Genomic DNA, 24204 nt, shown 5'->3' on the forward strand with positions numbered 1-24204 from the left:
ACCCCTCATGCCGAGACATGTCATTCTCAACGCGAATCTCATTCCCGGCGGCGCCATCGGCAGCCCGTGGCGGCGCGCACCGGAACCGGCGGCCCATTTCGTCGAGATCGAGCACTACCTCGACGTGGCGCGCACCGCCGAGCGTGGCCTGCTCGACGCGGTGTTCCTCGCCGATTCCCCCGATATCCAGGCCAAGGACTGGACCGCGCCGAGCCGCCTGCTCGAACCGTTCGTCGCCCATGCCGTCCTCGCCGCGCACACCAGCCGGATCGGGGTGATCGTCACGGCGACCACCTCCTACAACGATCCCTACAACCTCGCCCGCTCGTTCGCCGCGCTCTCGTCGGTGTCGGGTGGGCGGGTCGGCTGGAATTTCGTGGTCACCGGCGGTGACAACGCCGCCCGCAATTACTCCCTCGACCAGGCGCTGCCGAAGGCCGAAAGGTATGCCAGGGCCGCCGAATTCCTCGAGGTGGTGACGGCACTGTGGGATTCGGTCCCGGCCGGTGCGCTCGTGGGCGACAAGGCGACCGGACGTTACCTCGATCCCGAGGTGGTCCGTCCGATCGACCATGTCGGCAAGTTCTTCCGGGTGGCGGGCCCGTTGAAGGCCCCGCCGCTGACGCACGGCAAGCCGGTGCTGATCCAAGCGGGCGCGTCGAGCCACGGCGTCGAGCTCGGCGCCAGGACCGCCGACGCGATCTACTCCGCACACGTCGATCCCGTGTCCGCCGCCGCGCGCCGAACCGAACTGCGACAGCACGCCGCGGCAGCCGGTCGCGACCCGGACAGCGTGAAGCTACTGCCGGGCCTGATCGTCGTCCTTGCCGACACCGAAACTGCCGCGCGGCAACGCGAACGAGACCTCATCGACCTGATCCCCGACGAAGTGCAGCTGACCAATCTGGCCGATCGTCTCGGCCTCTCCCCCGACGACCTCGACCTGAGCGCCCCGTTTCCCTGGCACAAGATCCCCGACGAGAACAGCGACGCGGGTTCCCGCGGACAACGCGCGGTGCTGCTCGACAACGTGCGCGCCTCCGGCGCCGCCACCCGCTGCGCGGCAAGGCTTCTCGCTTCCGGCAGCGTGCACGCGAAGGTCGTCGGCACACCGGAGCAGGTAGCCGACTTCATCACCGAGTGGTTCACCAAGGGAGCGAGCGACGGGTTCAACATCATGCTCGACGAATTGCCCAGCGGGCTCGATCTTTTCGTCGACCAGGTGGTACCGATCCTGCAATCACGCGGGCTCTTTCGCACGGAGTACGAAACCACCACGTTGAGAGGGCATTACGGCCTGTGAATCGCGCATTGTTCGTCCAACTGCGGAGTGGGCCACCGGCTGCCGAGGTCTATCGGCGGACCATCGAGATCACGGTGCGCGCCGAACAACTCGGTTTCGGCACCGTCTGGTTCGCCACCCGGCACTTCGAGGCCCATCACGCGGCGCTACCGTCGGTTTTCCCGTTCGTGGCCGCCGCAGCCCAGCACACGCGGCACATCCGGCTCGGAACCGGCGTGGTGACAGTGCCTTTCGAGCATCCCGTACGACTGGCCGAAGACGCGGCGGTCACCGACGCGCTCAGCGATGGACGCCTCGAACTCGGGCTCGGAAAGGGCCTGGGTTTCGGACATTCGGCCACCAGCTACGCGGGCTTCGGCGTGTCCGACGCGGAACGAGAGACGATCTACACCCAGCGAGTAGGCGAGATACACCGGCTCCTCGAAAGTGGCCGGGTCGGCGACGAGATCGCCCTCTACCCACCGCCCGGCGGCCTCCGCTCGCGCATCTGGCAGTCGACCGGAAACATCGACACGGCCCGCCGAATCGCCGCAGCGGGTGACGGCCTGCTGCCACACGGTAATTCGCAGGCTCGAGCCGGCGGAAGTGTCACAGAACTGGTCGACGCCTATCTGGCCGAGTGCCGGACGACGCCGCGAATCGGGGTGAGTGTGGCAGTACTGCCCGGTGACAGCGAACGTGATTCCCTCGCGCTCCTCGAAACCGATATCGCGCTGAGTCCACGCTATTACTCCGAGCCGGTCGACCTACCGAAATACCTGGTAGACAACAGGATCAGTATCGGCAATGTCGACCAGATCGCCTCCCGACTCGCCGAGGATCCAGACCGGCCCGCCGCCACCGACGTGCTCTACTACGTCCCGCTCGCCGTCCACCACCCCCGCTACCTCGACGTGCTGGCACGCGTCGCAACCCTGTCACCGAGCCAGGCGTTCACGGCAGCCTGAGACGGGGGCAATCCGTGGGCCCTCGGTGTCACGATCGTGCGTGCAGATCGGCGATTGTGGTGCCCGCCGTCGCCCCATGCCAGCCCTGCATGCCGCCGCGGGACTGCATGACGGCGGATTGCAGGCCGTCCGCGCTCCCATCTGCACAGTTCAGTCGAGGAATTCGCGGTGGGTCGATGCCGCCGCGTCCGCCAGCAGCGCTGCCAGTTCGGCGAGCCGTCGCGGGTCGTCGGGCAGTTGGGGAACGGCCACCCGGATAGCAGCGCGCGCCGCCCCGACATGCGATCGTGCCGCCGATCCGACGACGACCCCATGCCGTGCGCACCGCAGCAACGCACCCTGTTCGTCGGCCACCTCGACCCACACCACCAGGCTGTTCGTCCCGGCCTCAGCCGTCACGCCGTGCTCCCGCAGGGCGGCGACCAAACCCGCACGCCGAGCCGCGTAACGCTCACGGGCGGTGTCGATCAGGGCAGCCGTCCCGGGATCACCGATCAAGTGCGCCAAGGCGTTCTGCAGGATCCGGCTGTTCGCGGCGATACCGTGCACCCTGGCCCGAATCGCACGGTCGACCAGTTCGGCACTGCCACCGATCACACAGGTCCGGATATCCATCCCGAAAGCCTTGCAGTAACTGCGCACTCGCACACAGCGCTCCGGATACCAGCTGCCCAGGGAGGGCGCCTGCGCGGCGGCGAGCGGTCCGACCGCGTCGTCCTCGACGATCCACGGCTGCACCTCCGCCGCCGCGAACACCTCGGCCAGTTCCCCGGCCCGATTCGGCGAGAGCACACCGCCGGTCGCGTACGCGCCTTCGGGCTGCAACACCACCACCGCCGGATTCCGGCGCAATGCCTCGGCCAGCGAATCCGGCAGCGCCCCTTGCTCGTCGGCGGCGATCCCGATCACCCGATACCCGACCTCGGTGAGCGTATCCAGGAAACCCGGCATCACCGGTTCCTCCACCGCGACGAGCGCGCCGTCCGGGGCCGCCGCGTCCACGGCGAGAAACAAACCCTCCGAGCCGCCACCTGCCGCGACGAACGCCTCGGCGGGGAAGGGCCAGCCGTCACATACCGCCGCGCGCAAACGGTCGGTGATGTAGTCGCGGCCGGGACGGTTCAGGTCGTCGGTGTGCAGCCCGGCGAGCATCGCGGGCGCCAGGTCGGGCTGCAGGGCGTAGTCGGGGCTGCCCGTGAGCAGATCACGCTCGGCGAGCGGGCGCCCCAGCGGGACTCCCCCGGCCGCGGCCACCACGGTGCCGCCCCGGCGATTGGTGGCGATGAGCCCCTCTTTGCGCAGCTCACCCCAGGCCGCCACGACCGTGCGGGTACTCAGACCGCAGTGCTGGGCCAGTTCCCGGATGGTCGGCAACCGGATCCCCTCGGCGAGGGAACCGTCGCGGATGAGCCGCGCCGTCACCGCCCGCACCGATTCGGATGTGTGCGAGGCGTCGGCCGCCAGCGCACGCACGAGCACCGCCGAACCCGGGTCGGTCACCGATTCTCCATTCGTCGCATATGGACCAGTATGACGAATATATGTATTCAGCGAACCGGTTTTGTTCCCGCACGATTCGATCGTCTGTGTCCGCGTCTCAGCGGTCGCGCAGCCACTTCTCGACGGCGTCGACGGTGGAGTCCGGGTTGGTGATCCAGCCGTTGTGGCCCAGCGGTTCCGGCTCGAACCTGCGGGTGATCTCGGCGGCGGGCATCTTGCTCAGCAGATGGTCGGCGGAGGTCTGCGGGGTCATCTCGTCGCCCTCGATGGTGATCGACAGCACCGGGAACTTCAGCCGCGCGACGCGTTCCTCGTAATCGATATCGGCGCCGACCGGCACGAAGCGGCCGGTCCGGGCCAGGCGTGCCCAGTCCGACATGAGCACCTTGGACTGGCGGCCGTATGCCCGTTTGCCCAGCATGTCACCCGGCCAGAAACCGGCGAGATTCGACGCGACCGCCACCGCGGCCGTGCCGACGAGCATCCCCGGGCCGAGCACGCCACGGTAACCGCGGTAATACGGTGTGCCGGAGGCGACCAGGATCAACCCGCCGAGCCTGCCGCGCACCCGGGCCGCGTACAGCACCGACAGCTGACCGCCCATGCTGTGCCCGAGCAGGTACGGGGTGCTGCTGGGGAAACGGTGACGCACCACCTGCAGCATCGCCGGAAAATCCACGGCGACCAATTCGTGGTAGCCATAGGTACTTTCGGCACCGGGACGATGAGTACTACCGCCCTGACCACGCAATTCGCCGATGGCCACATCGAATCCGCGCCCGGCCAGCTGGTGGGCGAAGTATTCGTAGAACTCACCGGGCACGGCGAGGCCGGGCACGATCACGATCACCGGACGCGGGGCGTCGGGGGTCACCGGATGACGGTGCGGCCCGCGGGCCGGAATCAGCCGCACGGGCAGGGTGGTGCCGTCGGGCACCTGGATCGGGACGGTCTCGACCCGCGCCATCAAGCCCCGACCGCGCCGAGAATCACCCGGCTCAGCACCTGGATCACATCGTCGAGCGGCGGCCGCGGATCGGCACCGCTCCAGCCGTCGACCACATAGTTCACCGCGCCGATGATGGCGAGCACCCGCAATTCGTAGTCGCCCGGGGGGATTTCACCGTGCATGGCCGCATCCTCGGCGGCGCCTGCCAGCAGCGAACCCCACACCCGGCGTAGCTCGAGGCGGAACTTCTCGACCTTGGGTCCGGCGCCGACCACCTCGACCAGCGCCACCCGCGCCTTGCGCGGATCGGTGCCGATGGTCTCGACGTAAGCGCGCACGGCCGCGTCGATCTGGTCGATCGCGCTGGCGTCGCTCTTCGCCGCGAGGGCGGTAGCCACCGCCTCGCGGGATTCGCGGTCGATCTGCTCGTACAGCTCGAGTAGCAGCGATTCGCGGCCGGTGAACTCCTCGTAGAACTGCCGCGACGACAGTCCGGCGTCCTTACAGATGGCACCGACCGAACTGTTGGCGTACCCGTCGCGCGCGAAGACCGTCAGGCCTGACTCCAGAAAACGCGCACGCCGCTGGCGTTGCCGGTCCTCTACGGGCTGCCCGGCATACATTCGTCCCGTATTCGCATCCTGTGACATTGTCGCTGACAATACCGAAGGGCCCGATCCCCTCGTCATGGATCGGGCCCAACGACAGCCCTCCCGGCTTACCGCGCGTTAGCCGGAAGTTTGCTTCAGATGCGCTCAGTTACCGGAGGTCTGGGCCGAACCGGTGCTCATCGAGCTGGTGAGCAGACTCATCAGCAGGGCGAGGATGCCGCCGTCGCCGCTGCTGCCGGAGTTGGACTCGGTGATGTTGTAAAGCATGGTGCACTCCAAGTTGACACTCTGTGACCTTCTGTCACTGGCGATTTGCCGTCTCGGACGATACCGAAGGCGAATGTGAATAGGAGGTGTTTTAAAGGAATTTCCCCCACTTTTCTGTGAGAACCCACAAGCCCCCGAAAACCAGGGCGGCGGAAAATCCGACTGTGGGCGGAGGGCTCTGGCGGGTGGCGACCCTATGCTCGGTGTGACCGTACGTCACGCACAACCCGGAGGCACCGTTGCCGAACAACCTCGAAGCAAGTATCGACATCGCCGCATCGCCGGAGAAGGTCTGGTCGATTCTCGCGGACCTGAACCGGATGTCGGAGTTCAGCCCGACCACGGTCAAGATGCTGGCGATCGGCGGGGTTCGCGAAGGGGCGCGCACCATCAACTTCAACCGCGACGGCTGGAAGGTCTGGCCGACCAGCTCGCGCATCGTGCGGTTCGTCCCCAACACCGCGCTGGCGTTCCGGATGAACGAGAACCACACGGTGTGGAGCTACGAGCTCGCGCCGACCGCCGCGGGCACCCGCCTCGTCGAGCGACGCACCCTCGACCCCAAGGGAATTCCCGGCTGGATGGGCCCGGTGATCAAGCTCGCAGGCGGCGAGGAGAAGTTCGAGGCCGATCTCGTCTCGGGCATGCACGAGACGCTGCGCAAGATCAAGGCCGCGGCCGAACGCTGACCCGCTCGACCACGAGAGCCCGCCGGACCCCTCCGGCGGGCTCTTCGCGTTTGCTACGGAAGATCCTGGCGGACTTCCTCGAAAGCCTGTGCCGTGCGGGTCAGCAGTGCGGTCAGCGTGGCGAACTCCTCGGCGGTGAAGTGGGCGGCCGCGGCGCGTTCCACCGCGATCGCGCGCGCGTCGGCCGCCTCGGTGACCTCCCGGCCCGCCTCGGTCAGCCGCGTCTCGAGGACGTTCCGGTGCCACTCGTGCGGTGAGCGTTCGACCAGGCCACGGTCGACCAGATTGCTCAGGACGGTGTTCATCGTCGGCGGCGTCACCCCTGCCAGCCGGGCAAGAGCGGCAGCCGAGATGCCGGGGTTCTCGGCGAGGTACATCAGCGCGCTGAACTGCGGAACCGTCAGCCCGGCCGGTTTGAGCGCGGCTGTTTTCGCCGCGATCATGGCTTGCTCGGCACGCTTGAGGAACGTGCCCAGCCTCTCGGTCGAGGGCATGGACGTCATGGCTGCATGTTATCCGCCCATTTCGAAGTATCACCCTTGACGATCATTAGAACTCTAATCTAAATTTCTGCTCGTTGCATGATGTGTTGAATTACATGAACGAGAGGCGTAATCATGATCAGGACCCTCGCGATGGCCGCCACCTGCCTCGCGCTCACCGCCTGCGGTACCGACGACCCGGCCCCGTCACCGGTCCTGAGCACCGCATATGGACTTCCGGGCGCGGCCGTCTACCCCGAGGGCATCGCGCTCGATCCCCGCACCGGAACCAGCTATGTCGGCTCCTACGCCGACGGCACCGTCTTCCGCGCGGGAGCGGACGCGGCGACGGCCGAGGTTTTCCTCCCAGCAGGCGCCGACGGACGCAAGACAACCAACGGACTACGGGTGGACCGCGACGGCAGGCTGTGGGTGATCGACTCGACCGCGGGAGTCATGGTGTACGACACCGGTTCTCGTGCCCTGCTCGCCCGGTTCGACGTCCCGGTCGACCGTCCGCGCTTCGTCAACGACCTCGCCTTCGGCGCCGACGGCAGCGCCTACCTCACCGACAGCATCCGCAATGTCGTCTACCGCGCCACCCTCGCGAACGCCACGGAAGGCCGGGGCGAGCTCACCGTCGCCGCCGACCTCGCACCGGTCCTCGGACCACGCGACCCGAAGACCTTCGAGCTCAACGGGATCGTCGCCGACGAGGCGGGCACCTACCTGCTCGTCGTCGCGATGTCGGCGGGCGAGCTTTACCGGATCGACCTCACCGGCACCGAGCCGATTCGCAAGGTGACACTGACCGGCGGCACCGTGCGCAACGGCGACGGCCTGGAACTGCGCGGCGACACGCTGTGGGTGGTGCACAACACCGACAACACCATCAGCCGCTGGACCGTCACCGACCACGGCGGCGCGGCCACGCGGCAACTCGAATTCCACGATCCGGCACTGAGCATCCCCACCACGATGGTGCACTCCGGGGACCGGGCGCTGATCGTGTCGTCGCAATTCGACAAGGGCGGACCGATGGGCAACGACGAGAAGCCGGGGCCGTTCGTGGTGTCAGCGCTCGACGGGTTCTGACCGCATGAATTCCTCCAGCACAGTGAAGAATTCGTCGGGCTGTTCGACCTGCGGGGAATGCCCGGCGTGCTCGACCAGATGCGTGCGCGCCCCCGCGGCGGCGAACCGGGCGAGGGTGGTGGTGGCGTCGTAGAGGTGGTCGTGGCGGCCGTGCACGGCGAGCACCGGTACGTCCAGCGCCGCCACCCTGGCATCGAGCGGCCGGGCGGCGAAGTCGTCGGCGCGGGCACCGACGGCATAGGCCAGGCCCGTCGGCGCCGCCGACCGGAAGTCGCGCACGACCGCCTCCGCGAGACCGGGCACCGACGCGTAACGGAACCGCGGCGCGAACAACGTCCGATTGCCTTGGCGAATCACGAAACCCGGCGTCCAGCGCTGCGCGAGCCGCACCGACCACGGGCGGACCACCCACCGGGCGAACCCCGGAATCCGCGCGGCCGTGTAGTCCGGGCTCTGCCCGACCACCACCGCCCGTGTCACACGGGGCAGCGTTGCCAGCTCGAGCGCGATCTCCGCGCCGAACGAATGGCCGATCACCGTCACGTCGGACAGGTCGAGCTCCGCGAGCAGGGCCGCGATGGGCGCCGACCTGGCCGGGGCGGCGAAATCCTCCGGCGCGGCGCGAAGGTCCACCCGGATCACCCGGAAACGGGGAGTCAGCCGCTCGGCGACCGCGCCGAACCAGTCGACCGAACCCGGGATCCCGTGCACGCACACGATCGCCGGGCCCGCGCCTTCGTCGAGAAACTCCACCACTCGAGCCTAGCGCGGCCATTCGATAGCGTATGGCTGTGAAGTCACCCTCCGCTCGCAGGCTCAGTGCCGACGACTGGGTCGCCGCCGCGATCGTCGCCCTCGGCGAGAACGGTCTGGCCGGTGTGGCCGTCGAGCCGCTCGCCAAACGTCTCGGCGCCACCAAGGGCAGCTTCTACTGGCATTTCAAGGACCGTCCAGCCCTCGTCGACGCCGTCCTCGCGCACTGGGAACGCGAGGGCACCGACGCGGTGATCGCCGCGCTGGACGAGCTCACCGACCCGGCGCAGCGGCTACGGGTGCTGTTCACCGATGTCATCGACTACGCCACCGAGGGCCGTGAGGAACTGGCGCTGCTGGCTGCCATCGACCAGCCGGCGGTCGCCGCTGCCATGCGACGGGTCGCGGCGCGGCGGATCGAGTACGTGGCCGCGCAGTTGCGTCTGCTCGGAGTGGCCGCGGAGCAGGCGGATACGCGCGCGGCGGTGGCCGTCGGTATCTATCACGGAATCAATCAGCTGGCGCGGGTGTCGCCCGAAAGCTTGCCCGCCACCGGCGAATTGGTCGATTCGATTCTCGAACGGCTGGTGTGATCAGTCGAGGCCGAGCTTGACGAAAGTCCAGTAGAGCAGCCGGGCGTGTAGCGGCCATCGGTACGGTGCGGGCGGTGCGCCGACGGCGGTTTCGGCGTTGTCCAGCAGTTCCTCGAGCAAGGCGTCGTGCAGTGATCGGATGGCGAGGTGCCAGCCCAGAAATCCGGATACGCCTCGGGTTTCGGCCGAGATCACATGGCGAAGGGCGCTCGAGGTGCCTTTGCCGATCACCTCGAAGGTGTGGGTGCCCTCGAGCATGAAACCGGGCGTGAAGGTGAACTCGACGAATTCACCTGGGCGGTAGGCGGTGCAGGTGTAGAGAGTCGAACCGTGACCGCCCTTCGCGCCTTCGGCCAGTGGGCCGTCCAGCTCCAGCGGTGGCCATTTCTCGCTGGGCCACAACGGGTTTCCCGCAATCGCCACTTTGTCGAGCAGTTCGCCGATCTGTGCGGCCGGCGCCTGAATTGTTCGCTCGTGAATGTTGCGGATCATTCATCCAACCTCTCAGCGGTGCTCCCTGGACAAACCATACGCATGCGTATGGAGCGTGTCCAGGCCGGTCGTGGGCGGATTCCGAGCGCCCCACAGGTGGCGTTATCCGCGCCGGTCGAATACGCTTCGCCGCGGATGAAACGCCTCATGGAGGGACAAGTGATCACTCCGAACAGGCCGGAGACCGTAGCCGAGGCTCGCCACCCCGTGCCGCTGACCCAGCTGATACACCTCATGGCGGAGTACCAGCAGCTCGGTGCGCACCGCGACACCTTCCTGGCCACTCCGGCCGACGACACCTTCGTGCGCGGATGCGGCATCGTCGCGGGCTGCATCGCGTTCATCGGGGTGATCTGCCTGATCGTCGGCGCGTGGCCCGGTGCCGTCGCGCTGCTCATGATCGCGGCGGTCCCGGTGATGCTCGCCTTCCGGCGCGGAATCATCAACCGGCAGAACCGCGCCGCCCGCATCGACCTGTTCGAATACGGGGTCACGGTGTACCACTCGGGTCAGCGCGTCGCCGGATTCCGGTGGGACACCACCGAGGTGCGGCAGGAGGAAATCCCCTTCCACGACACGGTTCCCGTCGTCTACCGACTCGAACTCACCGGTCCCGCGGGCCGCGCCGAAATCGATGAAGAGGGATTCGCCCGCGCCCGCGAATGGGCACGCGCCATCCAATCCGCCGTCACCGCAACCCAACTCCCCCTCGCCGTCACCGCCATCGACAACGGCGAAACCGTGAACTTCGGCGACCTCGGCCTCTCCCTCGACGCCCTCACCTACAAGGGCGAACCCTTCCCCTGGACCAACATCCAACTCATCGACGCCCGCAGCGGCCACATCCGCCTCAAAGTCGCAGGCATGTGGATGTCCCTGGCCCCCGTCAACACCATCCCCAACTTCTACATCTTCAACGAACTAGCCGAACGCCTCCGCCTGACGCCTGTCGGCTAGACGGGACTGCCCGCAGGCACGATCGGCGATTGCCTTCGCCTGCTCATCGGTTGCGCCCGACTACTCGCCGGATGCCGATCTTGATCCAGTCCATCACGTTGTCGAAGTACAACGTGTCCGAATAGCCGCCGCCGTACTTCAGGGTGGGAACACGCATCGGCAGGCCCTATGTCATAGCTCGAGAAATCCCTGTCAGACAGACCGAAGGCCGGTCCACTCGAGAGTGGACCGGCCTTCGTGGACTTGTAGAACTAGCTGATCAGGGGATCAGAAGTCCATGCCGCCCATGCCGCCGGTCGGGTCGGCCGCGGGGGCCGCCTTCTCGGGCTTGTCGGCGACGACGGCCTCGGTGGTGAGGAACAGGGCCGCGATGGAGGCCGCGTTCTGCAGGGCCGAACGGGTGACCTTGACCGGGTCGGCGACGCCGGCGGCCAGCAGGTCCTCGTACTCGCCGGAGTCGGCGTTCAGGCCGGAACCCGCGGGCAGGTTCGAGACCTTCTCGGCGACCACGCCGGGCTCGAGGCCGGCGTTGAAGGCGATCTGCTTCAGCGGGGCCGACAGCGCGACGCGCACGATGTTGGCACCGGTGGCTTCGTCACCGGTCAGCTTCAGGTCGTCCAGTGCGGGCGCCGACTGCAGCAGGGCCACGCCACCACCGGCGACGATGCCCTCTTCGACGGCGGCCTTGGCGTTGCGCACGGCATCTTCGATGCGGTGCTTGCGCTCCTTGAGCTCGACCTCGGTGGCGGCACCGGCCTTGATCACCGCGACGCCGCCGGCCAGCTTGGCCAGACGTTCCTGCAGCTTCTCACGGTCGTAGTCCGAGTCCGAGTTCTCGATCTCGGTGCGGATCTGCGCCACGCGGCCCTTGATGGCCTCCGCGTCGCCCGCGCCCTCGACGATGGTGGTCTCGTCCTTGGTGACGACGACCTTGCGCGCCTGGCCGAGCAGCTCGAGACCGGCGGTCTCCAGCGACAGGCCGACCTCTTCGCTGATGACCTCGCCACCGGTGAGGATGGCGATGTCGGCCAGCTGGGCCTTGCGACGGTCACCGAAGCCGGGCGCCTTGACGGCGACGGACTTGAAGGTGCCACGGATCTTGTTCACGACCAGGGTCGACAGGGCCTCGCCCTCGACGTCCTCGGCGATGATCAGCAGCGGCTTGCCGGCCTGGATGACCTTCTCCAGCAGCGGCAGCAGGTCCTTGACGGTCGAGATCTTCGACGACACGAGCAGGATGTACGGGTCCTCGAGGACCGCTTCCTGACGCTCGGGGTCGGTGACGAAGTAACCGGAGATGTAGCCCTTGTCGAAGCGCATACCCTCGGTGAGCTCCAGCTGGAGCCCGAAGGTGTTGCTCTCCTCGACGGTGATGACACCTTCCTTGCCGACCTTGTCCATCGCCTCGGCGATGAGCTGGCCGATGGCCGGGTCACCAGCGGAGATACCCGCGGTGGCGGCGATCTGCTCCTTGGTGTCGATCTCCTTGGCGGAGTCGAGCAGCTTGGCGGTGACGGCCTCGACGGCCTTCTCGATGCCGCGCTTCAGGCCCAGCGGGTTCGCGCCGGCCGCGACGTTGCGCAGACCTTCACGCACGAGCGCCTGGGCGAGCACGGTAGCGGTGGTCGTACCGTCGCCGGCGACGTCGTCCGTCTTCTTGGCGACTTCCTTGACCAGCTCGGCGCCGATCTTCTCGTACGGGTCCTCGAGGTCGATCTCCTTGGCGATGGACACACCATCGTTGGTGATCGTGGGCGCGCCCCACTTCTTCTCGAGCACGACGTTGCGACCCTTCGGGCCCAGCGTCACCTTGACAGCGTCGGCGAGGGCGTTCAGACCCCGCTCGAGACCGCGACGGGCCTCTTCGTCGTACGCAATTGTCTTGGCCATTGCGTTGAGATCCTCCACATGTCTATGGCTGACACACGAGACGACCACAGGTTGGATCGTCCCCAAGTACGCTGGCCAGGTGCGGTGCCCGCGACGGACGACCGAGGGTGTCGATGGAACCCGATCTCACCGTCCCGACCTGGCACTCAACAGACGTGAGTGCCAAGGCCATTTTTAGCACTCGAGTGGCGAGAGTGCAAGGTCGCCCCCGGCGCGAACCCACCGCGCCGGAGGCGGCGGATCAGGATTCTTCCTGCGCGGCGAGGAACTGGCTCAGCAGTTCGACGAGTTCGGCTTCTACAACAGCCTTGTCCAGGCCGAGGTCGCTGAGCACGCCCGACCCGTTCTCGTGCTCGAGCAGCGCGAGCAGGATGTGCTCGGTGCCGATGTAGTTGTGGCCGAGGCGAAGTGCCTCGCGAAACGTCAGTTCCAGCACCTTCTTGGTTTCCCCGTCGAACGGGATGAGCGCGGGCACCTCGTCGGCGGCACCGGGCAGCCCCGCGGTGGCCGCCGCGCGGACAGCGTCGAGTTCGACACCCCTGGCCTCGATTTCCTTGGCCGCGAGACCTTCCCGCTGACCGATCAGGGCCAGGATCAGATGCCCGAGGGTGATCTGGTCGTTGTTCGCCGCCCGCGCCGACTCCTGCGCGTCGACGACGACCTGCCGCGCACGCGGGGTGAACTTGGCGAACCCGGCCTGCGGGTCCATGGCGGCGGCGTCGCCGGGCTGCTTGGGAACGAAGCGCTTCTGCGCGGCCTGCTTGCTGACGCCCATGCTGGCGCCGATCTCGGTCCAGGAGGCGCCGGAGCGGCGAGCCTGGTCGACGAAGTGGCCGATGAGGTGGTCGGCGACCTCGCCCATGTGGTTACCGACGACGACGGCGTCGGTGAGTTGTTCGAGGACATTGTCGGGACGGGCTTTCTTGATGCCGTCGATCAGATCGTCGAGGCGGATGTTCGGTGTGCTCATGCGTCAACTGTAGGTTGACGATCATGATGGCGTCAACCACTAGTTGACGATTGATCGGTGGCAAAGTGGACCCATGGGGAGAACCTTGGGGTGGGTCCTGCGTTTCGCGGGAGTAGCGGTGACGGTGTGTTGCCTGGTCGCGGCGGGACGTTTCCTGCTGTCACCGCCGGAGCCAGGAGACATACCGGGCGCGACCGAACGCCAACTGGCCTTTCTGCGCGGCGCCCTGGAAGGCGGCGCCGATACCGAAGCGCAGCAACTGTTTCCGGAAGGGCATCTGTTCTCGAATGCGCTCTACGGGCTCGCCTGGGTACAGGCGGGGCACGCCGACCCTGACCTGCGCTCGCAGGCCGTGGCCGAATCTCGCTGGGCGCTGGCCCGAATGGAATCCGACGAAGGCCGGGCGGTGTTCAGCCCGCGACTCCACCCTGCGAACGGGATCTTCTGGGCAGGCTGGACGAATTGGTTGCGCGGGGCGATCCTGTCGCTCGATCCCACCGATCCCACCGATCCCACCGAGGCGCAACGCTTCTCCGCGCACAGCGACGAGATCGCGCAGGCGTTCGCCGCGTCGCCGACGCCGTTCCTCCAGGCGTATCACGGACAGGCGTGGCCGGTGGACTCCACGGTGGCGATCGCCTCGCTCCGGCTGCACGACAAGCTGCTCGGCGCTCGGCACGCGGCGGTGATCGAGCGGTGGACGGGACAATCCCGGACACGACTCGATCCATCCACAGGACTACTCCCCCACCAGGTTTCCGCTGTGGACGGATCACTGAGCACCGGTTCCAGGGCCACATCCCAGGCGGTGATCCACCGCTTCCTCCCCGAGATCGACCCGGAATTCGCGCGAGCGCAGTACTCGCTGTACCGCGACCGGTTCCTCGCCTATCCAGGTGGTTTCGGACCCGCGATACGCGAATATCCGCACGGCGTCGGCGGCAGCGGCGATGTGGACTCCGGGCCGCTGATCGCGGGCATCAGCCTGTCGGCCACGGTGGTGGCCCAGGGCGCCGCCCGCGTCAACGGTGACGGCACCCTGGCCCGCGCCCTGGCCGCCGAAGGTGAACTGCTCGGTCTGCCGATCGATCTGCCCGGCTCGAAACGCTACGCACTGGGGCTGGTGCCGATCGGTGACGCCTTCGTCGTCTGGTCGTCCACGGCACGGCTCCTCGTCGCCGAATCACCGTCCACCGCCTACGATTTGCGCTGGTGGTGGCGTCTGCCGTGGCTCGCGGTACTCACCCTGATCGCCCTCGCACCATGGGCCGGGCAGATCACCGCTGTGGCGCGAATTGCCGGACGTACCGGCACCCGAGCCGCCACGCCATGAGCCCCGGGCTACGGCGAACTGCGCGCTCGACGCCCGGGCGGCGGGAGCGACCGTCAGCGCAGGCCGACTGTCATTCCGGCGCCGCGAACGATCAGTTCCTTCACCAGCGCACCGGCGCGGCCACGGATCACGCGTGCTCCGGGAGTGTCATCGGCGTTGAGCACCTGGATGACGGCGTCGCGGCGGCCGAGGCTCAGGCACTGGAGGTGGTAGCTGAAGGTCATCGGTTCCGGCTCGACCCCCTTGGCTCGGGCGACGATCGCTCGGGCGACATATCCACCGGCGGGAAGCGCAGTAGCGCAGGCCATTCGGAGTGGACGATCACCCGGCCCCGCTATCAGAGCCGCGTCCCCGGCGGCGTAGATATCGGGATGAGAGACCGACCGCAGGGTGGCGTCGGTGCGGATGCGGCCGTGCTCGTCGACCGCGAGGCCTGCGCGGCGAGCCAGGTCGGGAACGGTGAAACCAGCTGTCCAGACCACGGATTCGGCTTCGATGATCGTGTCGTCGGCGAGCCGCACACCCGTCGGCAGCACCTCGACGACCTTCGCCGACGACCGGATCTCCACCCCGAGCCGGGTGAGCGTGGCACGAATGCTCTCGACGGCCCGCGCCGACAGCCAGGCGCCCGGCTCGTCGGCGCCGAGCAGCGTCACCGCCGAATACCGTTGCGATTCGGCCAGTTCCGCCGCCAGTTCGATGCCCGTCGACCCGGAGCCGACCACAATGACCCGCCCCTCGGGCAGGGCACGCACATCCTCGGGCGTCGCGACAGAGCGCGCGTATTCGGCCACGCCTGGCGCACCCGACCGATCGGCCGCGCTGCCGAGCGCGTAGACCAGCGTGTCGTATGCGAGTGACCGTGCACCGATGTTCGAGGCCTGCCGGCGGCCAGCGCCTTCCGGCGTGCCGTCGCCCGACCACTGATCGGACCGGCGAGCCAGCTCCTCGAGGTGAACCTGCTTGGTCACCGGGTCGAGACCCGAGATCCTCGCCTGAACGAACTCCGCCCCCTTGCGCTCCAACAACTTCCGCAGCTCCCAGCGCTTGATTCGCTGCCCCGCCGCCTCCTGGTGCAACCGCACACGCTCGACGAACTCGGCGCGGGAATCGACCACAGTGATCGTCGTGTCACGCGATGTGCGGGCCAGACGGCGGGCCGCCGCGAGACCCGCGTACCCCGCGCCGAGAACGACGATCCGATGCTGACCGGTCATGGTGTGGCTCCTCTCGATGTGCCGACACCCTCCAGACCGGGCAGCCCCCGATTTCCTGACAGGTCGCGCCGGTGATCCGGCTCACATTGCGAATCGGTCCAGTTTGTCCGGGTTCACCACGATGAGCACCTCGTCGACCAGGCCCGCGTCGTCGATCTCGAAGAACATGACCGAACTGGCCTGCACGCCGTCGGCCCGCACGATCAACGCCAGCTCGCCGTTCACCTCGTCGAAGGCGAAAGTCGTTGCGGGGGTGAGGAACTTGGTGAGCCCGACGAGGTAGCGCGACACCTGGTCGGCGCCGGTGACCGGGCGGCGGGCAGCGGTCACCTTGCCGCCGCCGTCGGCCATGCTCACCACGTCGGCGGCGAGCATGGCGCGCAGACCGGCGACATCACCGGTGGCGGCGGCGGACATGAATCGCTCGAACAGGGCACGCACCTGCTCGTTCGGCGCCGGGTAGCGCCGCTTCCCGCCGCGCACCCGGGTGGTGGCCCGGTGCAGGATCTGCTGCGAGTTGGCCTCGGTGAGGTCGAGCATCGCCGCGATCTCGGCGTGCGGGTAGCCGAACGCCTCGCGCAGCACGAACACCGCACGCTCCACCGGGTTGAGCCGTTCCATCGCGGTGAGCAGCGCCAGCGATACCGATTCGCGTTCCTCGACGGTTTCCAGCGGACCGAATTCCCCCGAGGGCACCGGCTCGGGCAACCACGGGCCGACGTAGGTTTCGCGCCGGGCCCGCGCCGACGCCAGCTCGGTGCGGCACAGGTTCACAGTGACCGTCGTCAGCCAGGCTTCGGGGTTCTCGATCGTGGCCTGGTCGGCGGCGGCCCAGCGCAGGTAGGCCTCCTGCACCACGTCCTCGGCCTCGCTCGCGGCACCGAACATGCGGTAGGCCAGCGCGAACAGCCTCGGCCGATGCCGCGAAAACTCCGTAATCCCGTCCGATTCCACCCGCGCTCCCTTGCCGTAGTGGCGCTACGGTACCGCCCGCCCCGTCCGGTGATCAGCAGGATGTGGGCGGCGTCTCGCCGGGGAGCTAGTCGTCGCGCGGACGACGTAACCGCAACCGCGCCGATCCGCGAATCGCCGGACGACGGATCTGCGGCATCCGCCGCTGCGCGCGCCGCTGGGCCCGCCGCTCGGCGGGTTTGTGCTGCCAGGTCTCCGGTCGCGCCGCCACCCAGCGCGCCGAGCGCCAGGCGAACGGGATGTGACCGAGGTACAGCGCCACGAGGATCAGCAGCAGCACGATCGGGTAGGTCACCAGCAGCGCGGCCGCGACGGCGACGAGCACCAGCAGACCGGCGGCGGCCTGCGGTGCCACCGACACCGACTTCATGGCGAGCGTCGGGATGGTGCTCACACACAGCAGCGCGGCGAAGGTCGTCCACACGGCGACGAAGGTGAAGCTGTCCCACCAGCCGTCGCCGAACTGCACCTTCAGCGCGATCGGGACCAGCGCGATCAGGGCACCCGCGGGCGCGGGCACACCGGTGAAGTACTCACGCGCCCAGTTCGGGCGGGAATCGTCGTCGAGCAGGGTGTTGAACCTGGCCAGGCGAAGCACCAGGCTCACCGCGTACATCAGGGCGATGATCCAGCCCGCGCTGTACCCGTCGAGGAGCGTGACGTAGAGGACGAGCGCGGGTGCGACGCCGAAGGAGATGGCGTCGGAGAGCGAGTCGAGTTCGGCGCCCATCTTGGAGGTGGCGTCGAGCATGCGCGCCAAGCGGCCGTCGAGGGTGTCGAGCACGGCGGCGGCACCGACCATGGCCAGCGCGATGCCGAGTTCACCGTCGAGCCCGAACTTCACCGCCGACAACCCCGAGCACAGCGCGAGGATGGTGACGATGCTCGGCAGCAACCGGACCGAACGCGGCCGACGGCGGCGAGCCGAATGCGCCTGTTCGATCATCCCAGCACAGCCAGCACGGTTTCGGCTCCGATCGTGCGCTGACCGGGGGTCACCAGCAGTTCGGTGCCCGCCGGGAAGTAGGTGTCCACGCGGGAACCGAACCGGATGAGTCCGTAGGTGTCACCGATGGTGAGTTGATCGCCGACCCGGGCGTCGCAGACGATGCGGCGCGCGAGCAGGCCGGCGATCTGCACGACGACGACCTGCTTGCCCTCGGCCGTCTCGATGAGCATGCTGTTGCGCTCGTTGGCGTCGGAGGCCTCGGCCAGGTCGGCGGAGAGGAATTTGCCCGGCTGGTGCAGCACTTCGCGCACCGTGCCGGACACGGGCACGCGCTGCACGTGCACGTCGAGTACGGACAGGAAGATGCTCACCCGCGGCAACGGCTGCTCACCCAGGCCGAGTTCGGCGGGCGGCACGGCCGTGTCGACGAGAGCGATTTCACCGTCGGCGGGTGCGACGACGATGCCCGCACGGTTGGGCGGCACCCGGTGTGGGTGCCGGAAGAAGGCTGCGCAGGCCGCCGCGGCGGCTAAACCGGCCCGCCGAACCCACTTGTTGCGTCCGCCGACGACCGCCACCGCCAGCGGCGCCGCCACGAACGGCAGGCCTGCGGGGTGCAGCGGAGGTACAGCGGCCCGGACCAGGTCGACGACATGGCCGACGCCGGTGGTCTCGGGCGTGCCGGGCGGGGTGGGGCGGCGTGCCACGGGCTCCCTCTTTCGTGTGACGACAACAGCGATCACACCTTACGGGAAGCCCGTGGTCCGCAGTTGGTGTCAGTGCACTGATCTGCGCCCGGTGACCAGGCCGACCAGGAACAACAGCAAGCAGGCACCGGCCAGGCAGGTGATGAAGCTGAAGATCCACCCGGCGCCTTCGACGTCGACGCCGAACAGCTTCAGGATGAAGCCGCCGAGCAGGCCACCGACGATTCCGACGACGATATTGAGCAGGATCCCCTGCTGGGCGTCGGTCTTCATGAACTTGCTCGCTATCCAGCCGGCAAGTCCGCCGATGATGATCCAGCCAATGATTCCGAGTCCGAGCATGGTTGTCCTCGTTCCCTCGAAGGGTCGGCGAGCTTTCGCCCTGTCTCCCAGTTATACCCCGCGGCTCTTGTGACAATCGACACTCTTCGGGCACATTTTCGCGCTAATATGAGGAGGCCTCATGTCTGCGCGTTCACATGTTGTCCACGCAGGGGTCACGGGCGATGAGGGACAGATTTCGATGCTTCAGGTACACCCAGCGGTGCAACCCGCAGGTTGCCAGGTACAGAGGAGATACGCATGGCTGCTCGAATCGCCCAGACGACTGGCGCGGAGCACACCGCGATCCTCGGGCTGGGCGTGTACCGCCCCGCCCGGGTGGTCACCAACGACGAGGTCGCGGGCCCGATCAACTCGAGCGACGAGTGGATCCAGACCCGATCCGGCATCAAGACCCGCCGCTTCGCCTCGGACTCCGAGACCGTGCAGTCCATGAGCGTTGCCGCCGCGCGTGACGCGATGGCCGCCGCGGGTGTCGCCGCCGATCAGGTCGACTGCGTCATCGTCGCGACGTCCACCCACCTGCTGCTCACCCCGGCCATCGGGCCGCGCATCGCCACCGACCTGGACATGACCGGCGCCGCCGCCTTCGACATCTCCGCGGGCTGTGCCGGCTTCTGTCACGCCGTCGGCATGGCCTCGGACCTGGTGCGCGCGGGCACCTCCCAGCACGTGCTGGTGATCGGCGTCGAAAAGCTCACCGACACCATCGATTTCACCGACCGTTCCACCGCCTTCCTGTTCGCCGACGGCGCCGGCGCGGTGATCGTCGGGCCCGCGCCGGAGCAGGGCATCGGCCCGACGGTGTGGGGTTCGGACGGCACCCAGCACCACGCCATCCGCCAGAGCAAGGACTGGATGGAGTTCTTCGCCGAGATCGAGGAGAAGGGCACCGACGCGGTGCGGCCCTATCTCACGATGGAGGGCACGGCGGTGTTCCGCTGGGCGGCGCACTCGTTGGAGAAGGTGTGCCGGGAGGCGATCGATCGCGCGGGCCTGACCACCGACGAACTCGACGCGATGATCCCGCACCAGGCCAACGGCCGCATCATCGAGATCATGGCGCGGGTGCTGAAGCTGCCGGAGAGCTGCGCGCTGGCCAACGACATCGAGGAGGCGGGCAACACCTCGGCAGCCTCGATTCCGCTGGCCATGGAGGCGCTGCTGCGCAAGGGCGCATCGAAGCCGGGCGATACGGCCCTGCTCATCGCCTTCGGCGCCGGGTTGTCCTATGCCGCACAGGTGATCACCATGCCCGCCTGGAAGTCCTGACTCGGCAAATCCCACCACGACGGCGGTGACCTGCACCGAAGCAGGTCACCGACCGGTCCTTCGGCCGTGTCCACCCCGTCCCGCTTGCACCGACTCGGACATGCTGGCAAACTCTTCGCTAATCGAAGTAGCTGATCGAAGAGGCTCAGCCGCCCGGCATACCCGTCGTCGACCCCGAGGTGATCGGCCGTGAAACTGCGCTCACTCCTGCCACGCAGACACATCAACGAGGTTCCGCTGCTCCCCACCATCGAGCGGGACGACAGCTTCGCCCTGCGCAGCGCCTTCACCCGCCGTAAACGCGACGAACGCCTCGAACGCCTGCTCACCCCCACCGAGCTCGACTTGGTCCTGCAGCGCCAGCTCTGATCCCGCGCACGGGGGATACTTGCGGGGTGAGCAATCCCGCCATGACCAAACCGGCCATTCTGAGCGTCGACGACGATCCCGGCGTTTCGCGGGCGGTGGTGCGCGACCTGCGCCGCCGCTTCGGCGCCGACTACCGCATTCTGCGCGCCGAATCGGGTCCGCAGGCCCTCGAGGCCCTGCGTGAGATGAAGCTGCGCGGTCAGCCGGTGGCCGTGCTGATCGCCGACTACCGCATGCCGGGTATGGACGGCATCGAATTCCTCGAGCAGGCAATGGACCTGCATCCCTACGCACGCCGCGTATTGCTCACCGCCTACGCCGACACCGACGCGGCGATCAACGCGATCAACGTCGTCGACCTCGACCACTATCTGCTCAAGCCGTGGGACCCGCCGGAGGAGAAGCTGTATCCGGTGATCGACGGGCTCCTCGACGCCTGGCGCAGCGCCGAACAGCGGCCCGTCTACGAGACCAAGGTGGTCGGTGACCGGTGGTCGCCGCGATCCTCACAGGTGCGAGAGTTCCTGGCGCGCAACCAGTTGCCGTACCGCTGGTACCCGCGCGACGAACCCGAGGGCGCCCGGCTGCTCGAGGCGGCGGGTGCCGACCCGCAGTCGTGTCCGGTGGTCATCACCCAGGCCGGTGAGGCACTGATCCAGCCGACCGACAGCGAACTCGCCGAAAGCTGCGGCCTCACCGTGCAAGCCAGCGACGAGTTCTACGACCTGATCGTCGTCGGCGGTGGTCCGGCCGGGCTCGGCGCGGCCGTCTACGGAGCGTCCGAGGGTTTGCGCACCGTGCTGGTGGAACGCACCGCGACCGGCGGACAGGCCGGGCAGAGCTCACGCATCGAGAACTATCTCGGTTTCCCCGACGGGCTCTCGGGCGCGCAACTGGCCGACCGCGCACGCAGGCAGGCCGCCAAGTTCGGAGCCGAGATCGTCACCACCCGAGAGGTCGTCGGCCTGGAGGTGAACGGCTCGGCGCGCACCGTGCGCTTCGCCGACGGCGGATCACTGTGCGCGCACACGGTTCTCATCGCCACCGGCGTGGACTACCGACGTCATCCGGCGCCCGGTGTCGACGAATTCACCGGGCGCGGCGTGTATTACGGCTCGGCGATGACCGAGGCCACCGAATGCGCCGAGCAGGAGGTGTACATCGTCGGCGGCGCGAACTCCGCCGGGCAGGCCGCGGTGTTCCTGTCGCGGCACGCGCGTGGCGTGCACCTGGTGGTGCGTGGCGACTCGCTGGAGAAGTCGATGTCGCACTATCTGATTCAGCAGATCGCGCAGATCCCGAACATCGCCGTGCACACCGAAACCGAGGTGACCGGCGCCGACGGCGACCAGCACCTGGAACGGATCGTCCTGCGCGACAACCGCAACGGCACCGAGGACAAGGTCGACGCGCAACGGTTGTTCCTGTTCATCGGCGCCGCACCGCAGACCGGCTGGCTCGACGGTGTCGTCGCCCGCGACGACGCCGGCTACGTGCTGGCGGGCCCCGACCTGCTCGTCGACGGCGCGCGCCCGGCAGGCTGGGAGCTACCGCGCCCACCGCACCACCTCGAAACCAGCGTGCCCGGGGTGTTCGTGGCCGGTGACGTGCACGCGGAGTCGGCCAAGCGGGTCGCCTCGGCGGTCGGCGAAGGCGCCATGGCCGTGATGTTCGTGCACCGGTACCTGTCGTAGGAGGCGTGATGTCGGTCTGTGATCCCGAAGAACTGCGAACCCTGTTCCTGTTCGAAAAGCTCGACGACGCACAGCTTTCCGAGCTGTGCGCGGCCGGTCGCATCGAATACGTCGATCCGGGGCCGGTGTTCCTCGAGGGCCAACCCGCGACCTGCTTCTACGTGCTCATCGACGGCGAGGTGAAGCTGACCAAGCTCTCGGGCGGGGTGGAGGTGGAAACCAACCGCACCGACCAGCGCGGTGTGTACGCGGGCGCGTGGACGGCGTACCTGGGCGACAAGGCCGAGCCGAACTACAACGGGTCGATGTATGTGCTGCGCCGCTCCCGGTTCCTGGTGCTCGACGCGGCCGACTTCTCCCGGATGATGCACGCGTGGTTCCCGATGGCGGTACACCTGCTAGAGGGCGCGTTCTTCGGTGGGCGGCGGTCCAATCAGCGCATCGCCGAGCGTGAGCGGCTGGTCGCGCTCGGTTCGCTGTCGGCGGGGCTCACCCACGAGCTCAACAATCCCGCCGCCGCTGCCGTGCGCGCCACCGCCGGGTTGCGCGAGCGGGTGGCCGGGATGCGGCACAAGCTCAAGATGATGGCCGAGGGCAAGTTCCCCACCGAGGCCCTCGTGCACCTGGTGGAGCTGCAGGAACAGGCCGCCGAGCAGGTGGCCAAGGCGCCGGATCTGTCGCCGCTCGAGGCGGCCGACCGCGAGGACGCCCTCGCCGACTGGTTCACCGACGAGGGCATCGCCGACGGCTGGAACCTGGCGCCCACCTTCGTGCAGGCCGGTCTCGACGTCGGCTGGCTCGAAGGGGTGAAGGCGACCCTGCAGGCCTGCCATGCCGACGTGTTCGAGGGGGCGGTGCGCTGGCTGAACTACACCATCGAGACCGAGCTGCTGCTGAACGAGATCGTCGACTCCACCGGCCGCATCTCCACTCTCGTCGGCGCGGCCAAGCAGTACTCGCAGATGGACCGGGCGCCGTACCAGGTCGTCGACCTGCACGAGCTGCTCGATTCCACCCTGGTGATGCTCAACCGCAAGCTCGGTGACGGTGTGCGGGTGGTCAAGGACTACGACCGCACCCTGCCGCCGGTGCCGTGCTTCGCCGCCGAACTCAACCAGGTGTGGACGAATCTGATCGACAACGCGGTCTACGCGATGGGCGGCGAGGGCACCCTCACCGTGCGCACCTATCGTGAGAACGATTGTGTGGCAGTCGAAATCGGCGATACGGGTCCCGGTATTCCCGAGGAGTCGCGCAACCGCATCTTCGAACCGTTCTTCACGACCAAACCGGTCGGTGAGGGCACCGGTCTCGGCCTGGACATCTCGTTCCGCATCGTGGTGAACAAACACGACGGTGACATCCGCGTCGATTCCGTTCCCGGCGACACGCGGTTCACCGTGCGACTGCCCCTGCAACCCGCACAGCAGACACCCGCCGGGTCGTAGGGTTCAAGCACGCCGAGAACCCCCGCGGCGCCAGCCGCCTGGAAACGGAGGTCAGCGAATGCCAGAAGGAATCGAACCAACGGTGCCGCCCAGCGGGCCGGGGTGTGCCGAGTGCACCGAGGCCGGTGGCTGGTGGGTGCACCTGCGCCGGTGTGCGCAGTGCGGGCACATCGGCTGCTGTGACAGCTCCCCCAGCCAGCACGCCACCCGGCACTACGGCAGCACCGGTCACCCGTTCATGCAGAGCTACGAGCCCGGCGAGGACTGGTTCTGGAACTTCGCGACCAACGAGATGTACGAGGGCGGACCCGAACTCGCGGCGCCGACCAGTCATCCCACCGATCAGCCCGCTCCCGGTCCGGCGGGCCGGGTTCCCGAGAACTGGCAGTCACTGATCCACTGA

26 protein-coding genes are annotated in these 24204 nt (G+C 67.9%); 12 read left to right on the forward strand and 14 right to left on the reverse strand.

Translation table 11 applies throughout. From position 1 onward, the window contains the following. Window positions 1-7 precede the first annotated feature (7 nt). Window positions 8-1303 (forward strand): NtaA/DmoA family FMN-dependent monooxygenase, encoded by a 1296-nt coding sequence (locus ACWEVR_RS08840; protein ID WP_452466411.1) that lies wholly within the window; start codon window positions 8-10, stop codon window positions 1301-1303. Further along, window positions 1300-2250 carry an LLM class flavin-dependent oxidoreductase gene (locus ACWEVR_RS08845; RefSeq protein WP_452466412.1) on the forward strand — a complete coding sequence of 317 codons (951 nt, stop codon included), beginning with the start codon at window positions 1300-1302 and terminating at the stop codon, window positions 2248-2250. Before ACWEVR_RS08840 ends, ACWEVR_RS08845 begins: the two co-directional genes overlap by 4 nt. 150 nt (window positions 2251-2400) lie before the next feature. Here ACWEVR_RS08845 and ACWEVR_RS08850 read toward each other — a convergent pair whose 3' ends face one another. The 4 genes from ACWEVR_RS08850 to ACWEVR_RS08865 form a co-directional block, all read right to left on the reverse strand. Further along, entirely contained in the window at window positions 2401-3750 is a 1350-nt protein-coding gene (locus ACWEVR_RS08850; protein ID WP_452466413.1) for an aminotransferase class I/II-fold pyridoxal phosphate-dependent enzyme, read from the reverse strand. A 97-nt stretch (window positions 3751-3847) separates the two neighbouring features. Then, entirely contained in the window at window positions 3848-4717 is an 870-nt protein-coding gene (locus ACWEVR_RS08855; RefSeq protein ID WP_452466414.1) for an alpha/beta hydrolase family protein, read from the reverse strand. Beyond that, window positions 4717-5349 carry a TetR/AcrR family transcriptional regulator gene (locus tag ACWEVR_RS08860; RefSeq protein ID WP_243749766.1) on the reverse strand — a complete coding sequence of 211 codons (633 nt, stop codon included), beginning with the start codon at window positions 5347-5349 and terminating at the stop codon, window positions 4717-4719. The genes ACWEVR_RS08855 and ACWEVR_RS08860 overlap by 1 nt, the downstream gene beginning before the upstream one ends. A 105-nt stretch (window positions 5350-5454) precedes the next feature. Further along, on the reverse strand, window positions 5455-5577 hold the full coding sequence (locus tag ACWEVR_RS08865; protein WP_255283991.1) for a hypothetical protein: 123 nt from the start codon (window positions 5575-5577) through the stop codon (window positions 5455-5457). A 239-nt stretch (window positions 5578-5816) separates the two neighbouring features. Here ACWEVR_RS08865 and ACWEVR_RS08870 point away from each other — a divergent pair, with 239 nt between their 5' ends. Continuing rightward, entirely contained in the window at window positions 5817-6266 is a 450-nt protein-coding gene (locus tag ACWEVR_RS08870; protein ID WP_067484645.1) for an SRPBCC family protein, read from the forward strand. A gap of 53 nt (window positions 6267-6319) precedes the next feature. Here ACWEVR_RS08870 and ACWEVR_RS08875 read toward each other — a convergent pair whose 3' ends face one another. Next, window positions 6320-6769, reverse strand: a complete 450-nt coding sequence (locus ACWEVR_RS08875) for a MarR family winged helix-turn-helix transcriptional regulator (RefSeq protein ID WP_452466415.1) — start codon at window positions 6767-6769, stop codon at window positions 6320-6322. Window positions 6770-6883: 114 nt separating this feature from the next. Here ACWEVR_RS08875 and ACWEVR_RS08880 point away from each other — a divergent pair, with 114 nt between their 5' ends. Next, entirely contained in the window at window positions 6884-7843 is a 960-nt protein-coding gene (locus tag ACWEVR_RS08880) for an SMP-30/gluconolactonase/LRE family protein (protein WP_452466416.1), read from the forward strand. Here the strand turns inward: ACWEVR_RS08880 and ACWEVR_RS08885 are convergent. Further along, the gene (locus tag ACWEVR_RS08885) at window positions 7823-8596 is read right to left on the reverse strand and encodes an alpha/beta fold hydrolase (protein WP_452466417.1); all 774 of its coding nucleotides are present in this window, start codon (window positions 8594-8596) and stop codon (window positions 7823-7825) included. The two genes, ACWEVR_RS08880 and ACWEVR_RS08885, sit on opposite strands and share 21 nt — an antisense overlap. Window positions 8597-8634: 38 nt before the next feature. Here ACWEVR_RS08885 and ACWEVR_RS08890 point away from each other — a divergent pair, with 38 nt between their 5' ends. After that, window positions 8635-9189, forward strand: a complete 555-nt coding sequence (locus tag ACWEVR_RS08890; RefSeq protein WP_452466418.1) for a TetR/AcrR family transcriptional regulator — start codon at window positions 8635-8637, stop codon at window positions 9187-9189. Here ACWEVR_RS08890 and ACWEVR_RS08895 read toward each other — a convergent pair whose 3' ends face one another. Then, a complete protein-coding gene (locus tag ACWEVR_RS08895) occupies window positions 9190-9681 on the reverse strand; it encodes a hypothetical protein (protein ID WP_452466419.1) in 492 nt (163 codons plus the stop codon). Window positions 9682-9840: 159 nt separating this feature from the next. Between ACWEVR_RS08895 and ACWEVR_RS08900 the strand changes: the two genes are divergently transcribed. Then, the gene (locus tag ACWEVR_RS08900; protein WP_452466420.1) at window positions 9841-10638 is read left to right on the forward strand and encodes a DUF6585 family protein; all 798 of its coding nucleotides are present in this window, start codon (window positions 9841-9843) and stop codon (window positions 10636-10638) included. Between the two features lie 267 nt (window positions 10639-10905). Here ACWEVR_RS08900 and groL read toward each other — a convergent pair whose 3' ends face one another. Both groL and ACWEVR_RS08910 read right to left on the reverse strand, forming a co-directional pair. Next, window positions 10906-12528, reverse strand: coding sequence for a chaperonin GroEL (gene groL, locus ACWEVR_RS08905; RefSeq protein WP_067485808.1), 1623 nt, complete (start codon window positions 12526-12528; stop codon window positions 10906-10908). Between the two features lie 241 nt (window positions 12529-12769). After that, a complete protein-coding gene (locus ACWEVR_RS08910; protein WP_357150303.1) occupies window positions 12770-13498 on the reverse strand; it encodes a Clp protease N-terminal domain-containing protein in 729 nt (242 codons plus the stop codon). Window positions 13499-13571: 73 nt separating this feature from the next. Between ACWEVR_RS08910 and ACWEVR_RS08915 the strand changes: the two genes are divergently transcribed. Next, window positions 13572-14831: a hypothetical protein gene (locus ACWEVR_RS08915; RefSeq protein ID WP_452466421.1), complete on the forward strand. Its 1260-nt coding sequence runs from the start codon at window positions 13572-13574 to the stop codon at window positions 14829-14831. A gap of 53 nt (window positions 14832-14884) precedes the next feature. Here ACWEVR_RS08915 and ACWEVR_RS08920 read toward each other — a convergent pair whose 3' ends face one another. The 5 genes from ACWEVR_RS08920 to ACWEVR_RS08940 form a co-directional block, all read right to left on the reverse strand. Next, window positions 14885-16048, reverse strand: a complete 1164-nt coding sequence (locus tag ACWEVR_RS08920) for an NAD(P)/FAD-dependent oxidoreductase (RefSeq protein WP_452466422.1) — start codon at window positions 16046-16048, stop codon at window positions 14885-14887. Window positions 16049-16129: 81 nt separating this feature from the next. Further along, on the reverse strand, window positions 16130-17002 hold the full coding sequence (locus ACWEVR_RS08925; RefSeq protein WP_452466423.1) for an RNA polymerase sigma-70 factor: 873 nt from the start codon (window positions 17000-17002) through the stop codon (window positions 16130-16132). A gap of 85 nt (window positions 17003-17087) precedes the next feature. Further along, complete coding sequence (locus ACWEVR_RS08930) at window positions 17088-17966, reverse strand: CDP-alcohol phosphatidyltransferase family protein (protein ID WP_225278387.1); 879 nt, start codon at window positions 17964-17966, stop codon at window positions 17088-17090. Then, entirely contained in the window at window positions 17963-18676 is a 714-nt protein-coding gene (locus ACWEVR_RS08935) for a phosphatidylserine decarboxylase (RefSeq protein WP_067484619.1), read from the reverse strand. Before ACWEVR_RS08935 ends, ACWEVR_RS08930 begins: the two co-directional genes overlap by 4 nt. Before the next feature lie 69 nt (window positions 18677-18745). After that, window positions 18746-19018 carry a GlsB/YeaQ/YmgE family stress response membrane protein gene (locus ACWEVR_RS08940; RefSeq protein WP_067979080.1) on the reverse strand — a complete coding sequence of 91 codons (273 nt, stop codon included), beginning with the start codon at window positions 19016-19018 and terminating at the stop codon, window positions 18746-18748. 240 nt (window positions 19019-19258) lie between these two features. Between ACWEVR_RS08940 and ACWEVR_RS08945 the strand changes: the two genes are divergently transcribed. From ACWEVR_RS08945 to ACWEVR_RS08965, 5 genes are all read left to right on the forward strand, one after another. Then, a complete protein-coding gene (locus tag ACWEVR_RS08945) occupies window positions 19259-20290 on the forward strand; it encodes a beta-ketoacyl-ACP synthase III (protein ID WP_452466424.1) in 1032 nt (343 codons plus the stop codon). A 189-nt stretch (window positions 20291-20479) separates the two neighbouring features. Beyond that, entirely contained in the window at window positions 20480-20659 is a 180-nt protein-coding gene (locus tag ACWEVR_RS08950; RefSeq protein ID WP_452466425.1) for a hypothetical protein, read from the forward strand. 26 nt (window positions 20660-20685) lie between these two features. Next, window positions 20686-22353, forward strand: coding sequence for an FAD-dependent oxidoreductase (locus tag ACWEVR_RS08955; RefSeq protein WP_452466426.1), 1668 nt, complete (start codon window positions 20686-20688; stop codon window positions 22351-22353). Window positions 22354-22361: 8 nt separating this feature from the next. Further along, a complete protein-coding gene (locus ACWEVR_RS08960) occupies window positions 22362-23801 on the forward strand; it encodes an ATP-binding protein (RefSeq protein ID WP_452466427.1) in 1440 nt (479 codons plus the stop codon). Window positions 23802-23859: 58 nt separating this feature from the next. Continuing rightward, window positions 23860-24204: a UBP-type zinc finger domain-containing protein gene (locus ACWEVR_RS08965; protein WP_452466428.1), complete on the forward strand. Its 345-nt coding sequence runs from the start codon at window positions 23860-23862 to the stop codon at window positions 24202-24204.

Source organism: Nocardia sp. NPDC003979 (genome assembly GCF_053605015.1).